Source organism: Pseudomonas sp. WS 5011 (assembly GCF_012985775.1).
Classification (GTDB): Bacteria; Pseudomonadota; Gammaproteobacteria; order Pseudomonadales; family Pseudomonadaceae; genus Aquipseudomonas; species Aquipseudomonas peli.
The window spans coordinates 258247-282029 of sequence record NZ_JAAQXA010000003.1 but is presented as its reverse complement, the minus strand read 5'-3'; the positions used below and the strand labels follow the sequence as shown (position 1 = coordinate 282029).

The window sequence follows — 23783 nt, the reverse complement described above, 5'->3', positions numbered from 1 at the left end:
TGCGCTCGCTGACGTGGCGCTTTGTCGCGCCTTTTAGCACACATGGAGGTGTGATGAGTATTCGTGATTGGCCGGCGGCCGAGCGCCCACGGGAAAAACTCCTCGCTCAAGGCGCCGCCGCGCTCACCGACGCTGAGTTGTTGGCAATTTTCTTGCGCACCGGGGTGGCCGGGCAGAGCGCTGTGGATCTGGCGCGTCACCTGTTGGGCGACTTCGGCAGCCTGCGTGCTTTGTTACAGGCCGACCTGTCTTCGTTCAGTCAGCGGCTAGGCCTGGGGCCCGCCAAATTCGCCCAGCTGCAGGCGGTGCTGGAGATGGCACGTCGGCACCTGGCCGAACAACTGCGCCGCGATTCCGCGTTAGAAAGTCCGCAGGCTGTGCGTGATTACCTGAAGGCGTTACTGCGGCATGAGCCGCATGAGGTGTTCGGCTGTCTGTTTCTTGATTCCAAGCACCGAGTGCTGGCCTTTGAAGCGCTATTTCATGGCTCCATCGACAGTGCCAGTGTCTACCCCCGTCAGGTAGTCAAGCGCGCCTTGGCGCACAACGCGGCTGCGCTGATTCTGACCCATAACCATCCGTCCGGTGTCGCCGAGCCCAGTCAGGCGGATCGGGTGCTGACCCGCCGCCTTAAAGAGGCGCTGGAGCTGGTGGATGTGCGCGTACTCGACCACTTTATCGTCGGCGACGGTGAGCCACTGTCGATGGCCGAGTACGGTTGGCTCTAAGGCGCCAGGCGTACCTTGGAAAAGTCCTGGCGACCGAACGGGCTGACCTGATAACCCTCGACTTGCTTGCGCGTTAGCGCGTAGGCCGTCGGGTGGGCCAGTGGTAGCCACAGCGCCTGCTGCTGGATGATTTGCTGCGCTTCCTTATATACCTGGCTGCGCTGAATCTGGTCGCTGGTGCTTTTGCCGTCACTGATCAGCTTATCCAGTTGCGGGTCGCAATAACGCGCGAAGTTCAGCCCGGATTCGAGCGAGGCGCAGGCAAACTGCGGGGTGAGGAAGTTGTCCGGGTCACCGTTGTCGCCGGCCCAGCCCATAAACAGCAGGTCGTGCTCGCCGGCCTTGGCGCGGCGAATTAGCTCGCCCCATTCAATCACGCGGATTTCCGCTTTGATGCCGACCTTGTCTAAGTCTGCCTGTAGCAACTGCGCACCCAGACTCGGGTTGGGGTTGAGTACGCTGCCCGTGTGGCGGGTCCAGATGGTGGTGCTGAAGCCATCGGCCAGGCCGGCCTGCTTGAGCAGGTCGCGGGCTTTCTGCGGGTCGTGGGGGTAACCAGGCAGTTCGCTGGCGTAGCTCCAGGTATTGGGCGGGTAGGGCCCGTTGGCGGCCTCGGCGCTGTTCTCGAATACTGCCTTGAGATAGCTGGATTTATCGAACGCCAGGTTGATCGCCTGGCGTACGGCGGGTTGATCCAGCGGTGGATGCTGACTGTTGATGCCGACGAAGGCGGTCATAAAGGCTGCGGTGTGGGCGCTTTTCAGGTTGTTATCAGCGCTGATCGCCTGAACATCCTGTGGTTTCGGCGACAGTGCGATATGGCACTCACCGCGGCGTAACTTCTGCAAGCGCACGTTGGCGTCGGGTGTGATCGCGAATACCAGATTGTCCACCGCAGGCTTGCCTGCGAAGTAGCTAGGGTTGGCGCTGTAGCGCACGCTGGCGTCCTTCTGGAAGCGCTTGAAGACAAACGGCCCTGTGCCGATGGGCTGGCTGTTGAGGGTTTCCGGCGTACCGGCTGCCAGTAATTGCGCCGCGTACTCGGCGGAATAAATAGACGCGAAGCCCATGCTCAAGGTGGCGAGAAAGGTGGCATCCGGGCGATTAAGGCTAAAACGCAGGCTGTGTTCGCCGGTTTTTTCGATGGATTTGATCAGGCTGGGCAGCTGCATCGACTGGGCGTGGGGATAACCACTGGGGGCGACCTTGTGCCACGGGTGCGCCTGATCAAGCATGCGCTTAAAGCTGAACAGCACGTCATCGGCATTTAGTGGGCGGCTGGGGGTGAAGTACTCGGTCTTGTGGAACTGCACGTCCGGGCGCAGGGTGAAGCTGTAACTCAGGCCATCCGGGCTGACTTCCCAGGCTTGCGCCAGGCTCGGCTGCAGTGTGCCGCTGGTCGCATCGAAATCCACCAGGCGGTTCATCAGCACGTCGGCTGAGGCGTTGGTGGTGGTCAGCGAATTGTACTGCACCACATCAAAGCCATCTGGGCTGGCCTCAGTGCAGACGCTGAGCGTACTGGCCTGGGTCAGGGCGGGCGTAATCAGTGGAACGAGCAGTAGCGGTAGGGCGGCGAGACGCATGGCAAACTCCTTGGTCGCGTGGGGACGCTGGCGCAGGTCTTACCCTAGGCTATTAACTGAGGGCAGGGCAATCAGTCTTGGCGACGAGCGGTCGATCTGCGCTATTGCTGTTGCTGGCAGGTCTGGAAGCGGAAATTGCAGTGCGAAGCTCGCCGGGAGATGTGCGTTTAACCTTGTTGCGCTGGGGGCTTTCTGGTATAAAGCAGCGCTCTTTTGTAGGGGCCCGGTTCTTGCGCTTTCAGGTACGGCCGGTAAGACCCTCGAGATACGCGGCGCTGAGCGCCAAGATTGAATAATTAGCGGCCAACCCATGCCGGGTTGGGCATGTGGTTTTAGAGGGCTGAGGCATGTCGAGAGTCTGTCAAGTTACCGGTAAGGGTCCGGTAACCGGGAATAACATTTCCCACGCAAACAACAAAACCCGTCGTCGTTTCCTGCCGAACCTGCAGCATCACCGCTTCTGGGTCGAGTCTGAGAACCGTTTCGTGCGTCTGCGCGTTTCTGCCAAAGGCATGCGTTGCATCGACAAGCGTGGTATTGACGTCGTTCTGTCCGAGCTGCGTGCTCGCGGCGAAAAGGTTTAAGGAGAAAGTCATGCGTGAATTGATCCGTTTGATCTCGAGTGCCGGTACTGGTCACTTCTACACTACCGACAAAAACAAGCGCACCACTCCGGACAAAATCGAAATCAAAAAATTCGATCCGGTTGTGCGTAAGCACGTGATGTACAAGGAAGGCAAGATCAAGTAATTGATCTGGCGCCTTGCCGAAAAAGCCCGCTTTTATAGCGGGCTTTTTCTTGCCTGCGATTTACTGTCGTGATGTGCAGGCCACAAAAAGCCCGCCATAAAGGCGGGCAAAGGATGACGCATGAAGAGTGGCCTGATCAGCGGCTGGCTTGCTCGAAGATCACATAGACCTTGCGGCAGGGCTCCAGCACTTCCCAGGTACCGGAAAAGCCGGCCGGGATAACAAAACGGTCGCCGGCGCGCAGGGTCTTGGCGTTGCCGTCCTGGTCGCGCAGCACCGAGACACCCTGCAGAATCTCGCAGTACTCGTGTTCGGTGTAGTTGATGGTCCAGTGGCCGACGTCGCCTTCCCAGATCCCCGTATTGAACTGACCACACGGGCTGCCGTAGTGGTTGCGCACGCTTTGCTCGGGGTCGCCCTTGAGCACTTTCTCTGCTGCCGGACGGTAATGTTCAGGTGTAGTGGTGGCGGTGGCGAAGTCGACGATCTTTTCGATATTCATAAGCATGTCCGGTAGGAATTGAGCGCCGGTTTAGGCCAGGCTTGTTGTCGGTTTGGGCGGTAATTTCGGCAGTCTATGTTTAATAAAGCACACATAACAAGGCGGCTTTGCCAGTTTTTGTAAAAAATATTGGAAGTGTGCAGGCCGCTGGTTTAGTGTTGCCGGCAGGATTGGGTGAGCAGGTTCTTGCGGCCCCATGCAGAATAATTGACAGCGCAGCGACCACCAGCGGCGCTTTACTAGCGATAGAGGATGTAGCAATGACTAGCCTGACTCGTGCCGACTGGGAGCAGCGCGCTAAGAACCTGAAGATCGAAGGCCGCGCCTTTGTTAATGGCGAGTACCGTGCCGCCGTCTCCGGGGCCACCTTTGAGTGCATCAGCCCGGTCGACGGACGCCTGCTCGGCCTGGTAGCCAGCTGTGACCTGGCCGATGCCGAGTTGGCCGTCGCTGATGCCCGCGCCACTTTCGAGTCCGGCGTCTGGTCGCGTATGGCGCCGGCGCAGCGCAAGCGCATCATGATCCGTTTTGCCGACCTGATGGATCAGCACGCTGAAGAGCTGGCCCTGCTGGAAACCCTCGACATGGGCAAGCCGATCAGCGATTCCCTGGGTGTCGACGTGCCGGGTGCCTCGCGGGCGATTCGCTGGAGCGGCGAAGCAGTCGACAAAATCTATGACGAAGTGGCCGCCACCCCGCATGACGAGCTGGGCCTGGTTACCCGTGAGCCGGTTGGCGTCGTTGCGGCCATCGTGCCGTGGAACTTCCCGATGATCATGACCGCCTGGAAGCTCGGCCCGGCCTTGGCCACCGGCAACTCGGTGATCGTCAAACCGTCCGAAAAATCCCCGCTGACCGCCCTGCGCATGGCCCAGCTGGCGCTGGAAGCTGGCATCCCGGCTGGCGTACTCAACGTGCTGCCAGGTTACGGCCACACCGTTGGCAAGGCGCTGGCGCTGCATATGGATGTCGACACCCTGGTGTTCACCGGCTCGACCAAGATCGCCAAGCAGCTGATGATCTACGCTGGCGAATCGAACATGAAGCGCGTCTGGCTGGAAGCTGGCGGCAAGAGCGCGAATATCGTCTTCGCCGATGCGCCGGACCTCAAAGCCGCGGCCGAAGCCGCTGCTGCAGCGATCTGCTTCAATCAGGGCGAGATGTGCACCGCTGGCTCGCGCTTGCTGGTGGAACGCTCGATCAAGGACACCTTCATGCCAATGGTCCTGGAAGCCATGCAGGACTGGAAAGCCGGTCATGCCCTGGACCCTGACACCAAAGTCGGCGCGCTGGTCGATGCCGGTCACCTTAATGCCGTGCTCGGCTATATCGACGCCGGCCACAAGGATCAGGCCAAGCTGCTTTGCGGCGGCAAGCGCACCTTGGAAGAAACAGGCGGCCAGTACGTTGAGCCGACCATCTTCGATGACGCGCACAACGCCATGCGCATCGCTCAGGAAGAAATCTTCGGCCCGGTGCTGACGGTGATTCCGTTCGACAGCACCGAAGAAGCGATCCAGATCGCCAACGACAGTATCTACGGCCTGGCAGCCGCCATCTGGACCAGCAACCTGTCCAAGGCGCACCTGGCTGCCAAGGCGCTGCGTGTTGGCAGCATGTGGGTCAACCAATACGACGGCGGCGATATGACCGCACCGTTCGGCGGCTTCAAGCAGTCCGGTAATGGCCGTGACAAGTCGCTGCATGCCTTCGACAAGTACACCGAGATTAAGGCGACCTGGATCAAGCTGTAACGCTACCGGGACGACCTCCGGGCCGTCGGCCATGCTGCGTTGCGTCCTCGCTTTTAATGCTCACGTACTGCAGTACGCTGCGCTTAAAAGCTCCGGGGCGCCTTGCCTGGCCTTAGTCCCGTAGCTCTGACGGGTTTGGTCCACTAAATCCATTTGCGGCCGGGTTCCTATGGAGCCCGGCCGTTTTGCATCTGTGCAACGGGTGTTGAGCGAGCCAGGGAATGTAGTGAGAAAAATGAATTGGATGACCTATTTCGCCGTCAGTGCGGCGGTGGTAATCGTCGGGTTGGCGTTGGGCGTGACGCTGCCGTTGGTGTCGTTTCGCCTTGAGTCCTGGGGTTATGGCCCCTTTGCGATTGGTGTGATGGCGGGCATGCCGGCCGTTGGTGTGTTGCTCGGCGCGCGGCTGACCGGGCACTTGGCCGGTTGGTTCGGCACGCCGCAGACCCTGCGCCTGTGTCTACTGGCCAGCGCCGCCTCGGTAGCGCTGCTGAGCGTGATGCCGAGCTATCCGCTGTGGCTGCTGCTGCGTCTGCTGATTGGCATCTCCTTGACCGTGGTGTTTGTGCTCGGCGAAAGCTGGATCAATCAGCTGGTCGAGGACCGTCTGCGTGGCCGTCTGGTGGCGTTGTACGGCACCGGCTTTGCGCTCAGCCAGCTGTGCGGGCCGCTGCTGCTGACCCTGCTGGGTACGGAAAGTGACCGCGGCTTCTGGTTCTCTGCCGCGCTGCTGGTGGGCGGTAGCCTGCTGCTGTTGGGCCGCGATGGAGCGCCCAAGGTCGATGCGCAGAGTGCGTCTGGGCGCGGCATCCTGGCGTTCTGCCGGACTTCGCCAGCGATTGCCTGGGCGGTGGTGCTGTTTGCCGCGTTCGAGGCGATGGTGCTGACGCTGCTGCCGGTGTACCTGGTGCGCGAAGGCTTTGCCCAGCAGATGGCGTTGATCATGGTCAGTGCGGTGGTGGTGGGCGATGCGGCGCTGCAATTGCCGATTGGCTGGATGGCCGACCGTGTACCACGGCAGACGCTATTCCGCTGCTGCGGGGTGGTGCTGTTGCTGTCGAGCCTGAGCATTCCGTCATTGCTGCACACGCCGCTGATCTGGGTCGTGCTGGTGCTGTTTGGCGCCAGCGCGGGCGGCCTGTACACCCTGTCGCTGATTCTGGTCGGGCAGCGCTATCGTGACGATGCGCTGGTGCGCGCCAACTCTCACATTGCCCTGCTCTGGGGTGCGGGTTGTCTGCTCGGGCCGCTGTCGACCGGTGCCGCCAGTCAGTGGGTCAGCGGTCATGCGCTGCCGATCCTGATGGCGATTGGCGCGGCGCTGTTTGTCTGGCTGGCGTTTCAGCGGGGGGCATTCAGCGAGGTGGCGGCCATCAAGGCGTGACCGCAACTTCTGCGCTGTTGTGTACGAGTTGTTGCTCGGCGAGCAGCGCTGCCACGCATTCGCCGACCTGGCGAATTGACTGTTCAAGTGCTGGAGTGGGTTGACCGGCGTAGTTGATGCGCAGGCAATTGCGGTATTTGCCGGCGGCGGAAAAGATGCTGCCGGGCGCGATCTGGATGTTGTATGGCTGCAGCACACGGTTCAGGCGCTGGCTGTCAAAGCCCTTTGGCAGCTCCAGCCACAGCATAAAGCCGCCCTGGGGCCGGCTGACTCGCGTGCCGGCGGGGAAGTAGCGGCTGACCCAGTCGATCATGCAATCGCGGTTGCGCATGTATTGGCTGCGCATGCGGCGTAGATGCGGCTCGTAATGCCCGCTGGCGATGTACTCGGCCAGGGCGAGCTGGGGCAGTTGTGCGGCCATGCCGGTGCTCATGTATTTGAGGTGCAGCACCTGTTGCAGGTAGCGACCCGGGGCAATCCAGCCAGCCCGCAGGCCGGGCGCCAGGGTTTTGGAAAACGAGCTGCAGAACAGCACGCGACCGTCCTCGTCGAATGATTTGATGCTGCGCGGGCGTGGGTAGCTGTAGGCCAGCTCGCCGTAAACATCATCCTCGATAATCGCCACGTCATAGCGCTGCGCCAGGGCCAGCAGGGCGCGCTTGTTGGCCTCCGGCATGATGTAACCGAGCGGGTTGTTGCAGTTGGGGGTGAGCTGGATGGCCTTGATCGGCCATTGCTCCAGCGCGAGCTCAAGCGCCTCCAGGCTGATCCCGGTGAGCGGGTCGGTGGGCAGCTCCAGGGCCTTCATGCCGTAGCCCTTGAGTGCTTGCATCACGCCATGAAAGCTCGGTGAATCCACGGCCACGATGTCGCCCGGCTCGCACACGGCGCGAATGGCCACGGACAGGGCTTCGTGGCAGCCGGTGGTGGTGACGATTTCTTCAATGGCGATCTGGCAGCCGGAATCGAGCATCAGGCGTGACAGTTGTGCGCGTAGGCCAGGGTCACCATACAGGCTGCCATAGCTCAGCTCCTTGACCTCCTGGCGGCGGCTCATGCGTGACAGGGTGCGCAGCAGCGGTTTCAGGGTTGGGCTGCTGATATCCGGCATGCCACGCCCCAGTTGCAGCACATCACCGCCTGGCGGCCTGCTGATCAGTTCGAGCACCTGGTCCCACTGGGAAATATCCACCGGTCGCTGGGCGGCGCGGCTGACCATCGGCAGCGCCGGCTGCTGGCGAGCCTGGGGCACAAAGTAGCCGGACTTGGGCTTGGGCGTGGCCAGGCCCTGATCCTCCAGGTGGCGGTAGGCCTGCTGTACGGTGCTCAGGCTCACACCATGTTCCAGGCTGAGGGCGCGCACGGAGGGCAGGCGATCGCCGGGGCGATACAAACCCTGCTCAATACGGGCGCCGAGCAACTCGGCCAGGTTGACGTAAAGCGTCATAACAGTTGCCTCGCAATTTCTCTGTGTGGCGCACCAAGCCAGTACAGATAGGCGATAAATCCACCATTCAGAGCTTGGCTTCTGAAATCTGTATGGATTTAAAAGTATATCTTTGAATCTGTCATGCTTTTCCCGTGTCACTCATCATGACCTCCCATCAGGCTTACGGGCAGGAGCAGGCGATGAACGGGTTGAGTGATGTCAGGCTGACAATGAAATCAGGCGAGCTGCAGCAGTCTGCGGGCGGGCATCTGTATGCTCAAAAGGATGCGGCGAAGCAAGCTGTACGCCGCTGGAACGCATTCTGGCAGCGCCTGACGACTCGCCGCGCGCTGCTGAGGCTGACCGATGAACAGCTCAAGGATATCGGGCTAAGCCGCAGGCAGGCCCTGCGCGAGGCGCAGCTGCCGTTCTGGAAGCTGTGAGGGGAATGCGCAAAACGCTCAGAATCTGCTTAGGATCTCGCGAGCTAGAGTCCTGCAAGGCAAAAACAGGCGAGGAAGCGGAGTGTACGAGCTGTACATGAGCATTCCGAGCCTGTTTTTAACGCAGTAGGGCCGACGCGCAGCAGATCATAAGTTGATTCTCAGACCAGCTCTTTCATCCGGTGCCAGAGCATGCCCAGGGCGAGCAGCGGCGAGCGCAGGTGTTTGCCGCCGGGGAAGGTCATGTGCGGCACCTTGGCGAATAGGTCGAATCCGCTGCTGGCCTGGCCTGCGATGGCCTCGCCGAGCAGTTTGCCGGCCAGGTGCGTGGCGTTGACGCCGTGGCCCGAGTAGGCCTGGGCGTAATACACGTTGGGCTGTTCCTTGAGCCGGCCGATCTGCGGCAGGCGGTTGGCGCCGATGCCGATCATGCCGCCCCATTGGTAGTCAATTTTCACGTCGCTCAGATGCGGGAAGACTTCCAGCATTTTCGGTCGCATATAACCGGCGATGTCTGCAGGATCGCGGCCGGAATAATGGCAGGCACCGCCAAACAGTAAGCGCCGGTCGGCGGACAGGCGGTAATAATCCAGGGCCACGCGCTGGTCACACAGTGCCATGTTCTGCGGAATGATCGCCTGCGCTTCGGCTTCGGACAGCGGTTCTGTGGCGATCACGTAGCTGCCGGCGGGCAGCACCTTACCGCCCAGATTGCTGTTCAGGCCATTCAGGTAAGCGTTGCAACCGAGCACTAGGGTAGTTGCGCGCACCACGCCTTGGGCAGTGTGAACCTTGACCTCACTGCCATAGTCGATGCGCGTCACTGCCGAATTCTCGAACAGTTGTACGCCCAGGCTCTGCGCCGCGGCGGCTTCGCCGAGGGCCAGATTGAGCGGGTGCAGGTGGCCGGAGCCCATGTCGATCATGCCACCCACGTAGCGGTTGGAGCCGACTACTTCGTGCATCTGCTCCGGTTGCAGCAGGCGCATTTCATGGCGATAACCCAGCTGTTTGAGTTCGGCCATGTCTTCGGCGAAGTCGGCGAGGTGGCTAGGTTTGTTGGCCAGGTCGCAGTAGCCCCAGGTCAGGTCGCAGTCGATGTTGAACTGCTCGATACGCTGGCGGACGATTTCCACCGCTTCGAGGCCCATCAGTTTCAGCTCGCGCACGCCTTGCGCGCCAATCACCGATTCAAATTGCTCCACGCCATGGCCGACGCCACGAATCAGTTGGCCGCCGTTGCGCCCGCTGGCGCCCCAGCCAATCTTATGCGCTTCCAGCAGGACCACCGAGAGGCCTTTCTGTGCCAGCTCAATGGCTGTATTAAGGCCGGAAAAACCACCGCCGACGATGCACACATCGGTGCGCAACTCACCGCCCAGGGCGGGGTAGTCGAGTTGGCGATTGGCGCTGGCGGCGTAATAGGAGTTGGCGTGCTGGCTGCTGTGAACCGACTGGTGAACGCGGGCGTTCATGTGTGGAATCCTGATTATTGTGTTTGGAAAATTTTACGAAGCATAAGCGTCGAATTTGCCAAACGCCAAGAGGCAATCGCGAAATAAGCGGATTTTCGTCGGTTAGCCGCTGCTCCTGTCGCGATTCAACTTTGGGCACGGTTACTATGCCGGCCTGTGTTTCAGGATCACGTCCATGAGTTGCACCAGTCGCAAGATCGATCAGCTGCGTTTGCAGATTCCCAGTTTTGCCTGTGTGCCAGGCTGCCACGATTGCTGCGGCCCGGTCACGGCCTCATCCGAAGAGATGTCGCGGCTGCCGGTAAAGAGTGATGCCGAGCATGACGCCGCGCTGGCTGAGTACAACTGCGTACACCTCGGCCCGCAAGGGTGCACGGTGTATGACCAGCGCCCGCTGATCTGCCGGCTGTTCGGCACCACGCCAAGCCTGCCGTGCCCGCGCGGCCAGGGACCGGAGCAGATGATCGAACCGGCTGTGGCAAAGCAGGTGCATCAGTTGATTGCGACTACCCGCCAAGTTCTAGTCTGACGGCTAGTCGGCAATCGGCAGGCTCAGGCTCTCTTTCACTTCTTCCATCACGATGTAGCTCTTCGACTCACGCACGTGCGGCAGCTTGAGCAGGATGTCGCCGAGCAGCTTGCGGTAGCTGGCCATTTCGTTGATCCGCGCCTTCACCAGGTAGTCGAAGTCGCCAGATACCAGGTGGCATTCGAGCACGTGCGGCAGCTTCAGCACCGCGCGGCGGAACTCCTCGAAGGTGTCGCCGGATTTGTAGTCCAGGCTGATCTCGACAAACACCAACAGGCTGGCCTTGAGCTGCTGCGGGTTGAGCCGGGCGTGGTAGCCCATGATGATCCCTTCGCGCTCCAGGCGGCGTACACGTTCGGTGCAGGGCGTGGTCGACAGGCCGACCCGCTCACCCAGCTCGGTAAAGCTGATGCGCCCATCTTCCTGCAGGATCCGCAGGATGTTGCGGTCGATCTTGTCCAGTTCGCGGCGGCTCTGATGTTGGGTGCGCACGGTGGATACCCCTCTGTATAAGGCGATTTTGCCAAGAATTGTCGCCAAATATAGCTATTTATATAGTGAAAAGCACTGCTGATCTCTTCCTATACTGCGCTCAATTGTGATCTCAGGAATTATCCGTCGCGCATTGTCGCGGCGAGGAGAGCGGCATGCGGGTTTTAGTTCTCGGCAGCGGTGTGATTGGTACAGCCAGTGCGTATTACCTTGCGCGTCAGGGTTTTGAAGTGGTGGTGGTCGACCGGCAGCACGCCCCGGCCATGGAAACCAGCTTCGCCAACGCTGGCCAGGTGTCTCCTGGCTACGCTTCGCCATGGGCTGCCCCAGGCGTGCCGCTGAAAGCGATCAAGTGGCTGCTGCAAAAACACGCACCGCTGGCGATCAAGGCCACCGCCGATATCGACCAATACCTGTGGATGGCGCAGATGCTGCGCAACTGCACCGCCAGCCGTTACGCGGTGAACAAGGAGCGCATGGTGCGTTTGTCCGAGTACAGCCGCGACTGCCTCGACGAGCTGCGCGCGGAAACCGGCATCGCCTACGAAGGCCGCAGCCTGGGCACCACCCAACTGTTCCGCACCCAGGCGCAACTGGACAACGCGGCGAAAGATATCGCCGTGCTGCAGCAATCCGGTGTGCCCTATGAAGTGCTCGACCGCGCCGGTATTGCCCGCGTTGAACCGGCCCTTGCTGCTGTGACCGACAAACTGGCCGGCGCGCTGCGTCTGCCCAACGACCAGACTGGCGATTGCCAGCTGTTCACCACCAAATTGGCCGAGATGGCCAAGGCGCTGGGGGTGGAATTCCGCTTCGGTCAGGACATTCAGCGGATCGACGCCGTGGGCGACCGGGTCAATGGCGTGTGGATCGACGGCAAGCTGGAAACCGCCGACCGCTACGTGCTGGCGCTCGGCAGCTTCAGCCCGCAACTGCTCAAGCCGCTGGGCATCAAGGCGCCGGTATACCCGCTTAAGGGATACTCGCTGACCGTGCCAATCACCAATGTGGCGATGGCGCCGACTTCGACCATCCTCGATGAAACCTACAAGGTGGCGATCACCCGTTTTGATAACCGCATCCGCGTGGGCGGCATGGCGGAAATTGCCGGTTTTGACCTGAGCCTCAACCCGCGTCGCCGCGAAACCCTGGAAATGATTACCGCCGATCTCTACCCGCAGGGCGGCGATCTGCGCCAGGCCGAATTCTGGACCGGCCTGCGCCCGGCCACCCCGGACGGCACGCCGATTGTCGGTGCCACCGGCTTGCGCAATTTGTTCCTCAACACCGGTCACGGCACACTGGGCTGGACCATGGCCTGCGGCTCCGGTCGCCTGCTTGCCGATCTGATGGCGAAAAAGCGTCCGCAGATCAGCGCCGAAGGCCTGGATATTTCCCGTTACAGCCGTTCCCAGGAGAGTCACAAGCATGTCAGTACAGCGCCTGCACACTGAAAGTCGTTACAGCGAAATCGTCATCCATAACGGCACGGTCTACCTGGCCGGGCAACTGGCGGACGACTACAGCGGCGACATCGTGCAGCAAACCCGCGAAACCCTGGCCAACACCGACCGCATGTTGGCCGAGGCCGGCAGCGACAAGTCGAAGATCCTTTCCGTGACCATCTACCTGAAGGACATGGACCGCGATTACGCCGGGCTTAATCAGGTCTGGGATGCCTGGGTCGCGCCAGGCGCGGCGCCTGCTCGGGCCTGCGTCGAGGCGAAGATGTACAAGCCTGAGGTGCTGGTGGAAATGATGATCGTGGCCGCCCTGTAAATCGGCCCGTCCCGTTTGCGATAAGTGTTTGCCCGGCCATCACACCGGGCTTTTTTACTTCTGAAAACTGCTGATAGCCGAGAACGTCATGCGTCCTGCCCGCGCCCTGATCGACCTGCAAGCCTTGCGTCACAACTACCAACTGGCCCGTGAAGTCAGCGGCGCCCGCGCCCTGGCGGTGATCAAGGCGGATGCCTACGGCCATGGCGCGGTGCGTTGTGCCCAGGCGTTGCAGGAGCAGGCCGATGGTTTTGCCGTGGCCTGTATCGAGGAAGCGCTGCAGCTGCGCGAGGCCGGTATTCGCGGGCCGATCCTGTTGCTGGAGGGTTTTTTCGAGGCCGACGAATTGCCGCTGATCGAGCAGCACGAGCTGTGGTGCGTGGTGCATTCGCTGTGGCAGCTGGAGGCGATTGAGCGCAGTGCTGTTCGTGGCCCGTTGACGGTGTGGCTAAAGATGGACAGCGGCATGCACCGCGTCGGCCTACACCCGGCCGATTACCAGGCGGCCTATCAGCGCCTGCTGGCCAGCGGCAAGGTGGCGAAGATTGTGCTGATGAGCCACTTCGCCCGTGCCGACGAGCTGGATTGCCCGCGCAGTGCTGAGCAGTTGGCGGTGTTTCAGCAGGCGCGCCAGGGCATAGTCGCCGAGGTCAGCCTGCGCAATTCGCCAGCCGTATTGGGTTGGCCCAATGTGCCGAGCGACTGGGTGCGTCCCGGCATCATGCTCTACGGCGCCACACCGTTCGAACAGGTGCAGGCCGTGGCTGCGCGGTTGCAGCCGGTGATGACTCTGGAGTCGAAGATCATCAGCGTGCGCGAACTGCCGGCCTGCGAGCCGGTGGGCTATGGCGCACGCTTTGTCAGCGAGCGGCCTACACGCGTTGGCGTAGTTGCCATGGGCTATGCCGACGGTTACCCACGCCATGCACCTACCGGTACGCCAGTGGCGGTGGACGGCCAACTGACCCGCCTGATCGGCCGCGTGTCGATGGACATGCTCACCGTCGATTTGACTGATCTGCCACAAGCGGGCCTGGGCAGCCGGGTCGAACTGTGGGGTAAACAGGTCCTCGCCAGCGACGTGGCCACCCAGGCCGGCAGTATTCCTTATCAGCTTTTTTGCAACCTGCGAAGGGCGCCGCTGCTCTACCTCGAGCACTAACAGCCACGCTGTGGACGAGTTTGAACGCGAGTGTTGTAAATTCTGAACGCTATGCCATGATACGGCGACTTTTTCGTATCACTCCCAAGGGGGACTCCAGCATTGGACGTCGGTGTACGCCTGCAATCCATTCGCAAACTCAAAGGCCTTTCCCAGCGTGAACTCGCCAAACGGGCGGGCGTCACCAACAGCACCATTTCGATGATCGAGAAGAACAGCGTAAGCCCTTCGATCAGTTCGTTGAAAAAGGTGCTGGCGGGTATCCCCATGTCCCTGGTGGAGTTCTTCTCCCTGGATGTGGAGCAGGATAGCCAGGCTCAGGTGGTCTATCGCGCCGCCGAACTCACCGATATCTGCAGTGGGGCCATCACCATGAAACTGGTGGGTAAGGCGCATCCCAGCCGGGCCATTTCCTTCCTCGATGAAACCTACCCGAGCGGCACTGACACCGGTGATGAGATGTACGCCCACGAAGGTGAAGAGGCCGGCATGCTGGTTGAAGGCAAGCTGGAACTGACCGTCGGCGACGAGGTTTTTATCCTCGAACCGGGCGATAGCTACTACTTCGAGAGCAGCAAGCCGCACCGTTTCCGTAACCCATTCGAACAGCCTGCCCGGCTGATCAGTGCGACTACGCCGGCCAATTTCTAAATAACCCTGCGACAATCTGGGTTGTTTCGGCCAGCCCGGCTTGCCGTTATACTGCTACCCGCTCGCGAAACCGTGGCCGCGAGCGTGACTAGCCACGAAGAGGGTGTACCGTGAACCTGATTAAAAAGCTCCTGGTAGCACCGGCTACCGTATTGGCCCTGTGGGCAGTGACTGCTCAGGCCACGACCGACGATGCCATTGCTGACCGACTGAAGCCGGTTGGCCAAGTCTGTGTGATGGGTGAAGAATGCAAGGGCGTGGGTGCTGTAGCCGTTGCTGCTGGCGGCGGTGCGCGTACTGCCGATGACATCATTGCCAAGCACTGCGGTGCCTGCCACACCCCAGGTATCCTGGGTGCGCCGAAAATTGGCGACACCGCTGCCTGGAAGGCACGTGCTGATAAAGAAGGTGGTATCGACGCTATCCTGAAAACCGCGATTGCCGGCATCAACGCCATGCCGCCGAAAGGCACCTGTGCCGATTGCTCGGATGACGAGCTGCGTGGCGCAATCCAGAAGATGTCCGGCCTGTAAGTCGCCTGACGCTGCTGTGAAAAAGCCGCCTGAAAAGGCGGCTTTTTTGTGGGCGCTAGAAACGGCTCAAAGCAATTCCCGGTGGGCTACAGCTCTTAGTCGATAAAGCTGACCTGACCATCCTTGAGTGAATCAATGCGCGCCAGCGACTCGACCCGATAACCCTGTGCGTCCAGCTCGGCGCGGCCGCGCTGGAAGGATTTTTCGATCACCACACCGATACCGGCAATGCTCGCGCCGGCCTGGCCGATCAGATCAATAAGGGCGCGGGCGGCATGGCCGTTGGCGAGAAAATCGTCAATCAACAGCACATGGTCGTGGGCGCCCAAGTGCTTGGCCGAAATGGCCAGCGTGCTTTCGGTCTGCTTGGTGAAGGAAAACACCTTGGAGATGTACAAGTCGTCCTTGAGCGTCAGTGACTGGTACTTGCGCGCAAAAATCACCGGTACGCCTAACTCCAGGCCCGCCATCACTGCCGGAGCAATGCCTGAGGCTTCGATGGTGACGATCTTGGTAATGTTCTGGCCGGCAAAACGCTGGGCAAATTCATGACCGATCTGCTGCATCAGCTTGGGGTCGATCTGGTGATTGAGAAAGGCATCAACCTTGAGTACATGCTCCGAGAGCACGGTGCCTTCATCGCGAATCTTCTGTTTCAGCGCTTCCACGCGGTTACCCTCATCGTTCTTTCTGATACCCGGTCTGCGCCGGGATGTAATGGTGCAGCGTAGCGCGGATGCATGCGGTGACGAAATACGTCTATCTGTGCCCGCGCCGTGTTGCCGGTTATTTTTTTAGCAGGGCGCGCATATTGGCCAGCGCCGAGTTGCCGGTGGCGGCTTTGACCTCCGGTGCAGCGTCTTCCAGGCCTTCCCAGACCAGATCTTCAGGCGGCAATTCATCAAGGAAACGACTCGGCGAGCAGTCGATGATTTCGCCGTACTGTTTGCGCTTGGCGGCAAAGGTCATGGTCAGGTTGCGTTTGGCGCGGGTGATGCCGACATAGGCCAGACGCCGCTCTTCTTCGACCGTATCGGCCTCGATACTGGAGCGGTGCGGGAGGATTTCTTCCTCCACGCCGAGAATATACACCGAGGGGTATTCCAGGCCTTTGGACGCGTGCAGGGTCATCATCTGCACACCTTCGGCGCCTTCCTCTTCTTCCTGCTGGCGTTCGAGCATGTCGCGCAGCACCAGCTTGCCGATAGCATCCTCGATGGTCATGTCACCCTCTTCGTCGCGCTCCAGGGTGTTCTTCAGCGCCTCGACGAGGAACCAGACGTTGCCCATTCGCGCGTCGGCGACTTTGTCGCTGGAGGCGTTCTGCCGCAGCCAGTTCTCGTAGTCGATGTCCATCACCATGCTGCGGATCGCCGCAATCGGATCGTTCTGCGCGCATTCCTGGCGCACCCGGTCCATCCATTTGGTAAAGCGCGCCAGGCGCTCGGTGTAGCGCGCATCCAGTTGCTCGCCCAGGCCGATCTCGCCGGCGGCAGCGTACATGCTGATCTTGCGGTTGGTGGCGTAGTTGCCGAGCTTTTCCAGGGTGGTCGAGCCGATTTCGCGGCGCGGCACGTTGATCACGCGCAGAAAGGCGTTGTCATCATCTGGGTTGACCAGCAGGCGGAAGTAACTCATCAGGTCCTTCACCTCCTGGCGGGCGAAGAAGCTGGTGCCGCCCGAGAGGCGATAGGGAATCTGATGGTGCTGCAGCTTCAGCTCCATCAGTTTGGCCTGGTAGTTACCGCGGTAGAGGATGGCGTAATCGCTGTAAGGGCGCTGGGTGCGCAGGTGCTCGGTGAGGATTTCCAGTGCCACCCGTTCACACTCGGCGTCTTCGTTGCGGCAGCGGATCACGCGGATCTCGTCGCCCATGCCCATCTCGCTCCACAGCTGTTTTTCGAAGGCATGTGGGTTGTTGGCAATGAGGATGTTGGCGCACTTGAGGATGCGGCTGGTGGAGCGATAGTTCTGCTCCAGCATCACCACCTTCAACGAGGGGTAATCCTCTTTCAGCAGCATCAGGTTTTCCGGGCGCGCACCGCGCCAGGCGTAGATCGACTGGTCATCGTCGCCGACCACGGTGAACTGGTTGCGCATGCCCACCAACAGCTTTACCAGCAGGTACTGGCTGGCGTTGGTGTCCTGGTATTCGTCGACCAGCAGGTAGCGGATGCGGTTCTGCCATTTTTCCAGGATGTCAGCGTGTTCCTGAAACAGCATCACCGGCAGCAGGATCAGGTCGTTGAAATCCACCGCGTTGTAGGCGCGCAGGGTACGCTGGTAGTGCAGGTAGACGATGGCCGCAGTCTGCTCCTTGGGGTTGCGTGCGCCGGCCAGGGCCTGCTCGGGCAGGATCAGGTCATTCTTCCAGCTGTCGATGATGTTCTTGATCTCGTCCGCACCGTCATCACCGGCATATTCCTTCTGCATGATGTCGGTGAGCAGCGCCTTGATATCGCCGTCATCGAAGATCGAGAAACCCGGCTTGTAGCCCAGGCGCGCGTATTCCTTGCGGATGATGTTCATGCCCAGGTTGTGGAAGGTCGAGACCGTCAGGCCGCGGGCTTCTGGGCCTTTGAGCAGAGAGCTGACGCGCTCTTTCATCTCGCGCGCCGCCTTGTTGGTAAAGGTCATGGCGACGATATGGCGGGCCTGGATGCCGCAGTTCTGCACCAGGTGGGCGATCTTGCGGGTAATCACGCTGGTCTTGCCGGAGCCTGCGCCGGCGAGCACCAAAAGTGGGCCGCCGACATAGTTCACGGCTTCCTGCTGCCGGGGGTTCAGTCGGGACATGGAATCAATCGTCAGGTGAAGTGGGCGCGCATTTTAACAGGCCTGGCGCATTGTGCCGTGACCATCTGGAAGTGTGTCGCAGTGCACATAATGGCAAACCGCCAGGCTTGGTTAATTTTCCTATTCCAGTACTCTGGTGCCACTTTCGGGTCCAGCCTCGCCGCAGGACACGCGCCACTGACACAAGGATGTGCGTGATTAGACGTCGATTACGACGCATCCGAGCGGTTGTAATGCTCTTTATTTGTGCTGTGGGGGAAGTTGTTTGTCCGCGTTCGTCGAACCATTACGCTTGCTGTTGCTGGCGGAAACGCCGGGCTGGGCGCAGTTGCTGCGTGAACGTCTGGGTGCGCTCGGCAGCGGTTATGCGCTGATCACCGCACCGTCCTGGGAGGCGGCCAGCGCGCTGTTCGATAAACCCAGCAACGCCTTGCTCCTCACCACCCCCCAATACCTGCCTGCCTCCGGGCGCTGTTCCCTGCCGATTGTCCTGCTGTTGGATGCCGAGCCCGACGTCGAGCCCGAGGGTGTCTGCGACTGGCTGGTGCGTCATCAGCTCAGCAGTGAAGTGCTGCGTCGCTGCCTGCGCTATGCCCGTGAGTACGGCAAACTCAACGACACCTTGCACCGCCTGGCGGATCAGGATGCCCTTACCGGCATTGCCAATCGCCAAGGATTCCAGACCCTACTGGCCGCGCGCCTGGCCGAGTATGAAGGCCGTGGCCTGACCCTCGGCCACCTCGATCTGGACAACTTCCGCCACGCCAACGATGCCCTCGGCTACCAGGGTGGCGACAGTCTGATTCTGCAAGTGGTGGCGCGGATCAAGGCGCAGCTGCAGGCAGGCGACCAGGTGGCGCGCCTGGGCAGCGATGAATTTGCCTTGCTGATCGACAGCCGACGCGACCCGCAGCGCGCAGAGCGCTTAGCCGCGCAGATTACCGAAGCCCTTGGCGAGCCCTACTGGATTGACGGCGAAAGTCTGCTGATCGGTTGCAGCCTCGGCCTGGCCCATTCCCGCGCCACGAGCAGCGCCGACCCACTGATGTGGCACGCGCATATCGCCATGCAACAGGCCAAGAGCCAGCAGGGCTGCTCTTTTCATGTTTATGACGAGCGGATCAACCGCAGTGCGCGCAACCAGGCTGACCTGGAAAGCGAGCTGCGTCGCGCCCTGCGCCGGGACGAGCTGGAGCTGCACTACCAGCCGCGTCTGTGTTTACAAACCGGACGCATCCTCGGCCTGGAAGCGCTGGTGCGCTGGCGCCACAGCGTGCATGGTCTGCTGGCGCCCAATGAATTTGTACCGCTGGCCGAGGAAAGCGGACTGATCGTACCGCTCGGGTATTGGGTGATCAGCCGTGCGCTGCGCGATATGCAGTGGCTGCGCGGGCGTGGTCTGCCAGCGCTGCACATGGCGGTCAACCTGTCATTTCGTCAGTTTCAGGACAGCCAGCTACTGCCAACCCTCAGTCGGCTGATCGAAGAGCGTGGCGTTGATGCGCAGTGGCTGGAATTCGAGCTAACCGAAACCGCGGTGATGCGCCGCAGTGATCAGGTGCAGCAGACCATGCTGGCCCTCGGTCGCCTCGGTGTGCGCTTCTCGCTGGACGACTTCGGCACCGGATTCTCTTCCTTTGTGCACTTGAACAACTTGCCGATCACCCTGCTGAAGATCGACAAGAGCTTTGTCGGCGGCATGTGTGAGCGTGCGGAGAATCGCCAATTGGTGCGGGCGATGATCAACCTGGCGCACAACCTCAACCTGCAGGTGGTGGGCGAGGGCGTAGAAAATGCCGAACAACTGGCACTGCTGCGCCAATACGGCTGCGATCAGGTGCAAGGCTACCTGATCAGCAAGGCGTTGCCGCTCCCTGAGCTGGCGCGCTTTCTGGTGTTCGGCACACGTCAACCATTGTTTAGCTTGAACAGCGGCTGAGCGACTGCCAGAACGAATAAGGCCCGCTGTCTGCGGGCCTTATTGCATGGGTGGTTTACTGCGCGGCGTTGGCCTGGCGCTGCGCCAGTTTCTGCTGGCGGTAGCTGATGGCCGCTGGCGGCACGGCGGTGACCTTGCCGGTTTCCAGCCAGCGCTTGAGGCGGTTGGCGTCGGCCATGTGGGTGTATTTGCCGAAGGCATCCAGCACCACGAACGCTACCGGGCGGTTATTCATCACGGTATTCATCACCAGGCAGCGGCCGGCTTCGCCGGTGTAGCCGGTTTTGCTCAGTTGCACGCTCCAGCCCGGTTTGCGCACCAGGTTGTTGGTGTTGCGAAAACCCAGGGTGTAGTTGGGTTTGCGGAACGCCTGGGTCTTTTCCGAGGTGGTGCTGAACTGGCTGATCAGCGGGTACTGGCGTGCGGCCTTGAGCATCAGCACCAGGTCGCGGGCACTGGAGACGTTGTGTTCCGACAAGCCGGTGGGCTCGACAAAGCGCGAATGCTTCATGCCCAGGGCGCGGGCCTTGGCGTTCATCGCCGCGACAAAGGCCGCGTGGCCGCCCGGGTAGTGGTGTGCCAGGCTGGCGGCGGCGCGGTTTTCCGAGGCCATCAGGGCCAGCAGCAGCATGTCGCGGCGGCTCAGCTCGCTGCCCACGCGCACGCGGGAGAACACGCCGCGCATTTCATGGGTGTCACGAATCATGATCGGCAGCTGCTGATCCAGCGGCAGTTTGGCGTCGAGGGTGACCATGGCGGTCATCAGTTTAGTCACCGAAGCAATTGGCACCACGCTGTCGGCGTTACGCTCGTAGAGCACCTGATTGGTTTGCAGATCGACCAGCAGCGCGCTGCCGGCGGCCAGGTCCTGTTGTTTGGCGGGTGCAGCCTGGGTGTTCGATGCAACTACAACGCAGCTGCAAATCAGCAGCAGGCTTACTATCGATTGGCGGATTTTCACGGGGCGCTTCACGGGCAGGTTGAAGGGGATGCAGCGGCGCTCAGTATACGGAAATCTGCGTCCGGGCTTGAGCGGTGCGCGCTTAAATCGTCACGCGCTCGCGCTATAGTGCGACCGCGTTTATTGCCGTGAGTAGCTTGTATGCCTGAATCGTCCGCACCGTCTGCGCCACCCGCCGTCAGCCTGGGCGAGGCCTTCTGGTTTTGGCTGAAACTGGGGCTGATCAGCTTCGGCGGGCCGGCTGGACAGATCGCGATCATGCATCAGGAGTTGGTGGAGAAGCGCCGCTGGCTGTCCGAGCGGCGTTTTCTGCATGCGCTGAACTACTGCATGCTGCTGCCGGGGCCAGAGGCGCAGCAGCTGGCCACCTATATCGGCTGGCTGTTGCACCGCACCTGGGGCGGGGTGATCGCCGGGGTGCTGTTTGTGCTGCCGTCGCTGTTTATCCTGATGGGCCTGTCCTGGCTGTATATCGCCTTCGGTGATGTGCCGCTGGTGGCGGGGATTTTCTATGGGATCAAGCCGGCGGTGACCGCTATCGTCATGCAGGCGGCCTGGCGCATCGGCTCACGGGCGTTGAAGAACAACTGGCTGTGGGGCATTGCCGGTGCGTCTTTTGTCGCCATCTTTGCCTTCAATCTGCCGTTTCCGTTGATCGTGATTGGTGCAGCGCTACTCGGTTATCTCGGTGGTCGCCTGTTGCCGCAACAGTTCAGCCTGGGGGGCGGTCATGTGGCGCAGGACGCGAACTATGGCCCGGCGCTGATCGATGATGACAGCCCGCCGCTGGCGCATACGCGCTTTCGCGCATCACGCCTGGCGCTGCTGGTGGTGGTGGGAGCGCTGCTTTGGTTGCTGCCGATGGGCCTGCTGACCTGGCTGTTCGGCTGGGACGGCACGCTGACGCAGATGGCCTGGTTCTTTACCAAGGCGGCGCTGCTGACCTTTGGCGGCGCCTATGCGGTGCTGCCGTATGTCTATCAGGGTGCCATTGGCCATTACGGCTGGCTGACCCCGACGCAGATGATCGACGGCCTAGCGCTGGGGGAAACCACGCCGGGGCCGCTGATCATGGTGGTTGCGTTCGTAGCGTTTGTCGGGGCTTACCTGCAGCCGGTGTTCGGCGGCGATTCGGGTTTTGTCAGTGGTGCGCTGGCGGCAGCGCTGGTCACCTGGTTCACCTTTCTGCCGTCCTTTCTGTTCATCCTCGCCGGCGGGCCGCTGGTGGAATCCACCCACGGCGAGCTGAAATTCACCGCACCCCTGACCGCGATTACTGCGGCAGTGGTGGGGGTGATCCTTAATCTGGCGCTGTTCTTTGCCTATCACGTGTTCTGGCCGCAGGGTTTTGCCGGCACTTTCGACTGGCCGTCGGCGCTATTGGCCGTGGGCGCGGCGCTGGCGCTGCTGCACTTCAAACGCGGGGTGATGGAGGTGTTGCTGGTGTCGGCGTTGGCCGGGCTGGCGGTGTATCTGTTGCGTTGAAGTCGCGCGTCCGCTGCCAAGGCAACGGACGCGCTGTCTCTTAGAGAAACCAGCGGTATTCCCGCGCACTGACTTCCTGCATAAAGGCTAGATGATCCTGGCGCTTGTTCTCGCAGTAGACCATGACGAACTCGCTGCCCAGCCCCTGGTTGACCACCGGGTGGTCGCGCATGGCGCTGACGGCGCCGAGCATGTCCTGGGGGAAGTCGATGCCGCTCTGGCGGTTCTCATTGAGCGGGGCAATCGGCTCCTGGCCGGCATCCAGACCGTGCTCCATGCCGGTGAGAATCGCCGCCAGTACCAGATATGGATTGGCATCGGCGCCGGCCAGGCGGTGTTCGATGCGCAGGTTCTTGCCATCCGACTCGGGGATGCGGATACATGCATCGCGGTCCTCGAAGCCCCAGCTGGCGCGGCTTGCGGCGTTGACCATGGCGCCGTAGCGGCGGAAGGCGTTGTGGTTGGCGGCGAAGATCGGCATGCAGTGCGGCAGCAGTTCCAGGCAGCCGGCCACGGCGTGGCGCAGCGGGCGCTGGTTGTCGCCGTCGAGCAGGTTGTTTCCGGCCGCGTCGTACAGACTGACGTGCACATGCATGCCGCTGCCCGGCGCGTGCAGGTAGGGCTTGCTCATAAAGCTGGCGCGCTGGCCGTGCTTGAGCGCCACGCCACGGGTGCTGCGGCAGAACAATGCGGCCCAGTCGGCGGCGCGCAGGCCGTCGTCGCAATGGCCGAAGTTGATCTCGAACTGGCCAGGGCCGAGTTCGGCGGTAATCACGTTGGCGTCCACGCCCTGCTCATTGGCGGCGTCGACGATCTCGTGCAGCACATCGGCAAAACGCGACAGGCGTTCGATGTGCATGTTCGGCTGATCGTCTTCATCGCCGCACAGCGGGTCGCGGGGGAACTGCGGCAGGCCGTCCTGCAGCTTGCGATCAAACAGGTAGAACTCCAGCTCGAAGGCCACCACCGGACGGATACCGCGTGCGGCCAGGCGCTTGAGCACGCGAGCGAGTACTTCACGTGGTTCGAATTCGATGGGCGCAGCGGTGCCGTCGGAGCTGATCAGCATCTGCCCCAGCGGCTGGCTTTCCCAGCGCACCGGCTTGAGCGTGCCGGGGATCAGCCGGCGCGGTGCATCCGGGTCGCCGTCATTGAAACAGTAATCGCCAATCGGGTGCAGGCCGCCCTGCACGCCGAGCAGCACGCAGTTCTGCGGGATTTTCAGCGGGCTGCCGGCGGCGACCTTCTCGAGCATGTCGATGGGGTAGCGCTTACCGTAGAAATGCCCGGGAATATCCAGGCTGATCAGGTCGACATAGCGCACCTCGGGGTGGGCGCTGCGGAAGGCACGGACTTCGCTGAGCAGGTCGGGGAATGCTGTTGTTATTGTCATGGCGGTATCTGC

General features: G+C 61.3%; 23 protein-coding genes. 14 read left to right on the top strand and 9 right to left on the bottom strand.

The features are described 5' to 3' along the window. Window positions 1–53: 53 nt before the first annotated feature. Window positions 54–728 carry a DNA repair protein RadC gene (gene radC / locus HBN63_RS05315; RefSeq protein ID WP_170048667.1) on the top strand — a complete coding sequence of 225 codons (675 nt, stop codon included), beginning with the start codon at window positions 54–56 and terminating at the stop codon, window positions 726–728. Here the strand turns inward: radC and HBN63_RS05310 are convergent. Then, on the bottom strand, window positions 725–2314 hold the full coding sequence (locus tag HBN63_RS05310; protein WP_170048666.1) for an ABC transporter substrate-binding protein: 1590 nt from the start codon (window positions 2312–2314) through the stop codon (window positions 725–727). The two genes, radC and HBN63_RS05310, sit on opposite strands and share 4 nt — an antisense overlap. 347 nt (window positions 2315–2661) lie before the next feature. Here HBN63_RS05310 and rpmB point away from each other — a divergent pair, with 347 nt between their 5' ends. Together rpmB and rpmG are read left to right on the top strand one after the other, a co-directional pair. Then, window positions 2662–2898, top strand: a complete 237-nt coding sequence (rpmB, locus tag HBN63_RS05305; protein ID WP_090240685.1) for a 50S ribosomal protein L28 — start codon at window positions 2662–2664, stop codon at window positions 2896–2898. A gap of 10 nt (window positions 2899–2908) precedes the next feature. Then, complete coding sequence (gene rpmG, locus HBN63_RS05300) at window positions 2909–3064, top strand: 50S ribosomal protein L33 (RefSeq protein WP_022960960.1); 156 nt, start codon at window positions 2909–2911, stop codon at window positions 3062–3064. Window positions 3065–3200: 136 nt separating this feature from the next. Here rpmG and HBN63_RS05295 read toward each other — a convergent pair whose 3' ends face one another. Next, window positions 3201–3566, bottom strand: a complete 366-nt coding sequence (locus HBN63_RS05295) for a cupin domain-containing protein (RefSeq protein WP_160085985.1) — start codon at window positions 3564–3566, stop codon at window positions 3201–3203. A 260-nt stretch (window positions 3567–3826) separates the two neighbouring features. On the opposite strand from HBN63_RS05295, the gene HBN63_RS05290 reads away from it, so the two are divergent. Both HBN63_RS05290 and HBN63_RS05285 read left to right on the top strand, forming a co-directional pair. Then, window positions 3827–5320 (top strand): aldehyde dehydrogenase, encoded by a 1494-nt coding sequence (locus HBN63_RS05290; RefSeq protein ID WP_170048665.1) that lies wholly within the window; start codon window positions 3827–3829, stop codon window positions 5318–5320. A gap of 235 nt (window positions 5321–5555) precedes the next feature. Continuing rightward, entirely contained in the window at window positions 5556–6704 is a 1149-nt protein-coding gene (locus tag HBN63_RS05285) for an MFS transporter (protein WP_170048664.1), read from the top strand. On the opposite strand, the gene HBN63_RS05280 is transcribed toward HBN63_RS05285, so the two are convergent. After that, window positions 6694–8151: a PLP-dependent aminotransferase family protein gene (locus tag HBN63_RS05280; RefSeq protein ID WP_170048663.1), complete on the bottom strand. Its 1458-nt coding sequence runs from the start codon at window positions 8149–8151 to the stop codon at window positions 6694–6696. The genes HBN63_RS05285 and HBN63_RS05280 overlap by 11 nt on opposite strands. A gap of 182 nt (window positions 8152–8333) precedes the next feature. Here HBN63_RS05280 and HBN63_RS05275 point away from each other — a divergent pair, with 182 nt between their 5' ends. Next, window positions 8334–8576 (top strand): DUF1127 domain-containing protein, encoded by a 243-nt coding sequence (locus HBN63_RS05275; RefSeq protein WP_170048662.1) that lies wholly within the window; start codon window positions 8334–8336, stop codon window positions 8574–8576. Window positions 8577–8737: 161 nt separating this feature from the next. Here HBN63_RS05275 and HBN63_RS05270 read toward each other — a convergent pair whose 3' ends face one another. Further along, the gene (locus tag HBN63_RS05270; protein ID WP_170048661.1) at window positions 8738–10051 is read right to left on the bottom strand and encodes an FAD-binding oxidoreductase; all 1314 of its coding nucleotides are present in this window, start codon (window positions 10049–10051) and stop codon (window positions 8738–8740) included. Between the two features lie 175 nt (window positions 10052–10226). Between HBN63_RS05270 and HBN63_RS05265 the strand changes: the two genes are divergently transcribed. Further along, complete coding sequence (locus tag HBN63_RS05265) at window positions 10227–10580, top strand: YkgJ family cysteine cluster protein (RefSeq protein WP_160085973.1); 354 nt, start codon at window positions 10227–10229, stop codon at window positions 10578–10580. Between the two features lie 3 nt (window positions 10581–10583). Here the strand turns inward: HBN63_RS05265 and dadR are convergent, their stop codons facing one another. Beyond that, window positions 10584–11072: a transcriptional regulator DadR gene (dadR, locus tag HBN63_RS05260; RefSeq protein WP_090250512.1), complete on the bottom strand. Its 489-nt coding sequence runs from the start codon at window positions 11070–11072 to the stop codon at window positions 10584–10586. A 155-nt stretch (window positions 11073–11227) separates the two neighbouring features. Here dadR and dadA point away from each other — a divergent pair, with 155 nt between their 5' ends. The 5 genes from dadA (at window position 11228) to HBN63_RS05235 (ending at window position 15197) form a co-directional block, all read left to right on the top strand. Further along, the gene (gene dadA, locus HBN63_RS05255; protein ID WP_090250509.1) at window positions 11228–12526 is read left to right on the top strand and encodes a D-amino acid dehydrogenase; all 1299 of its coding nucleotides are present in this window, start codon (window positions 11228–11230) and stop codon (window positions 12524–12526) included. Then, a complete protein-coding gene (locus HBN63_RS05250) occupies window positions 12501–12851 on the top strand; it encodes a RidA family protein (RefSeq protein ID WP_090250506.1) in 351 nt (116 codons plus the stop codon). The genes dadA and HBN63_RS05250 overlap by 26 nt, the downstream gene beginning before the upstream one ends. Before the next feature lie 88 nt (window positions 12852–12939). Continuing rightward, a complete protein-coding gene (alr, locus tag HBN63_RS05245; RefSeq protein WP_170048660.1) occupies window positions 12940–14013 on the top strand; it encodes an alanine racemase in 1074 nt (357 codons plus the stop codon). A gap of 102 nt (window positions 14014–14115) precedes the next feature. Next, the gene (locus HBN63_RS05240; protein WP_090250501.1) at window positions 14116–14664 is read left to right on the top strand and encodes a cupin domain-containing protein; all 549 of its coding nucleotides are present in this window, start codon (window positions 14116–14118) and stop codon (window positions 14662–14664) included. A gap of 110 nt (window positions 14665–14774) precedes the next feature. Then, window positions 14775–15197, top strand: a complete 423-nt coding sequence (locus HBN63_RS05235; protein WP_090250499.1) for a c-type cytochrome — start codon at window positions 14775–14777, stop codon at window positions 15195–15197. A gap of 95 nt (window positions 15198–15292) precedes the next feature. Here HBN63_RS05235 and HBN63_RS05230 read toward each other — a convergent pair whose 3' ends face one another. Further along, window positions 15293–15865, bottom strand: a complete 573-nt coding sequence (locus tag HBN63_RS05230) for a xanthine phosphoribosyltransferase (RefSeq protein WP_090250497.1) — start codon at window positions 15863–15865, stop codon at window positions 15293–15295. A gap of 118 nt (window positions 15866–15983) precedes the next feature. Continuing rightward, entirely contained in the window at window positions 15984–17993 is a 2010-nt protein-coding gene (gene rep / locus HBN63_RS05225; RefSeq protein ID WP_170048659.1) for a DNA helicase Rep, read from the bottom strand. A gap of 265 nt (window positions 17994–18258) precedes the next feature. Here rep and HBN63_RS05220 point away from each other — a divergent pair, with 265 nt between their 5' ends. After that, complete coding sequence (locus HBN63_RS05220; protein ID WP_170048658.1) at window positions 18259–19932, top strand: bifunctional diguanylate cyclase/phosphodiesterase; 1674 nt, start codon at window positions 18259–18261, stop codon at window positions 19930–19932. Window positions 19933–19987: 55 nt separating this feature from the next. Here the strand turns inward: HBN63_RS05220 and pbpG are convergent, their stop codons facing one another. Then, window positions 19988–20893 carry a D-alanyl-D-alanine endopeptidase gene (gene pbpG / locus HBN63_RS05215; RefSeq protein ID WP_170048657.1) on the bottom strand — a complete coding sequence of 302 codons (906 nt, stop codon included), beginning with the start codon at window positions 20891–20893 and terminating at the stop codon, window positions 19988–19990. Window positions 20894–21034: 141 nt separating this feature from the next. Between pbpG and chrA the strand changes: the two genes are divergently transcribed. Continuing rightward, complete coding sequence (gene chrA / locus HBN63_RS05210; protein ID WP_170048656.1) at window positions 21035–22378, top strand: chromate efflux transporter; 1344 nt, start codon at window positions 21035–21037, stop codon at window positions 22376–22378. Window positions 22379–22418: 40 nt separating this feature from the next. Here chrA and HBN63_RS05205 read toward each other — a convergent pair whose 3' ends face one another. Next, window positions 22419–23765 (bottom strand): glutamine synthetase family protein, encoded by a 1347-nt coding sequence (locus HBN63_RS05205; RefSeq protein WP_170048697.1) that lies wholly within the window; start codon window positions 23763–23765, stop codon window positions 22419–22421. Between the last annotated feature and the right edge of the window lie 18 nt (window positions 23766–23783).

Excerpts from the sequence above, each read along its gene's own strand:
- dadA (WP_090250509.1), top strand. The coding sequence starts at position 11,228 with ATGCGGGTTTTAGTTCTCGGCAGCGGTGTGATTGGTACAGCCAGTGCG.
- HBN63_RS05265 (WP_160085973.1), top strand. The coding sequence starts at position 10,227 with ATGAGTTGCACCAGTCGCAAGATCGATCAGCTGCGTTTGCAGATTCCC.
- HBN63_RS05250 (WP_090250506.1), top strand. The coding sequence starts at position 12,501 with ATGTCAGTACAGCGCCTGCACACTGAAAGTCGTTACAGCGAAATCGTC.
- rpmG (WP_022960960.1), top strand. The coding sequence starts at position 2,909 with ATGCGTGAATTGATCCGTTTGATCTCGAGTGCCGGTACTGGTCACTTC.
- HBN63_RS05280 (WP_170048663.1), bottom strand. The coding sequence starts at position 8,151 with ATGACGCTTTACGTCAACCTGGCCGAGTTGCTCGGCGCCCGTATTGAG.
- radC (WP_170048667.1), top strand. The coding sequence starts at position 54 with ATGAGTATTCGTGATTGGCCGGCGGCCGAGCGCCCACGGGAAAAACTC.
- HBN63_RS05285 (WP_170048664.1), top strand. The coding sequence starts at position 5,556 with ATGAATTGGATGACCTATTTCGCCGTCAGTGCGGCGGTGGTAATCGTC.
- HBN63_RS05290 (WP_170048665.1), top strand. The coding sequence starts at position 3,827 with ATGACTAGCCTGACTCGTGCCGACTGGGAGCAGCGCGCTAAGAACCTG.
- HBN63_RS05270 (WP_170048661.1), bottom strand. The coding sequence starts at position 10,051 with ATGAACGCCCGCGTTCACCAGTCGGTTCACAGCAGCCAGCACGCCAAC.
- HBN63_RS05295 (WP_160085985.1), bottom strand. The coding sequence starts at position 3,566 with ATGAATATCGAAAAGATCGTCGACTTCGCCACCGCCACCACTACACCT.
- chrA (WP_170048656.1), top strand. The coding sequence starts at position 21,035 with ATGCCTGAATCGTCCGCACCGTCTGCGCCACCCGCCGTCAGCCTGGGC.
- alr (WP_170048660.1), top strand. The coding sequence starts at position 12,940 with ATGCGTCCTGCCCGCGCCCTGATCGACCTGCAAGCCTTGCGTCACAAC.
- rpmB (WP_090240685.1), top strand. The coding sequence starts at position 2,662 with ATGTCGAGAGTCTGTCAAGTTACCGGTAAGGGTCCGGTAACCGGGAAT.
- HBN63_RS05275 (WP_170048662.1), top strand. The coding sequence starts at position 8,334 with ATGAACGGGTTGAGTGATGTCAGGCTGACAATGAAATCAGGCGAGCTG.
- HBN63_RS05310 (WP_170048666.1), bottom strand. The coding sequence starts at position 2,314 with ATGCGTCTCGCCGCCCTACCGCTACTGCTCGTTCCACTGATTACGCCC.
- rep (WP_170048659.1), bottom strand. The coding sequence starts at position 17,993 with ATGTCCCGACTGAACCCCCGGCAGCAGGAAGCCGTGAACTATGTCGGC.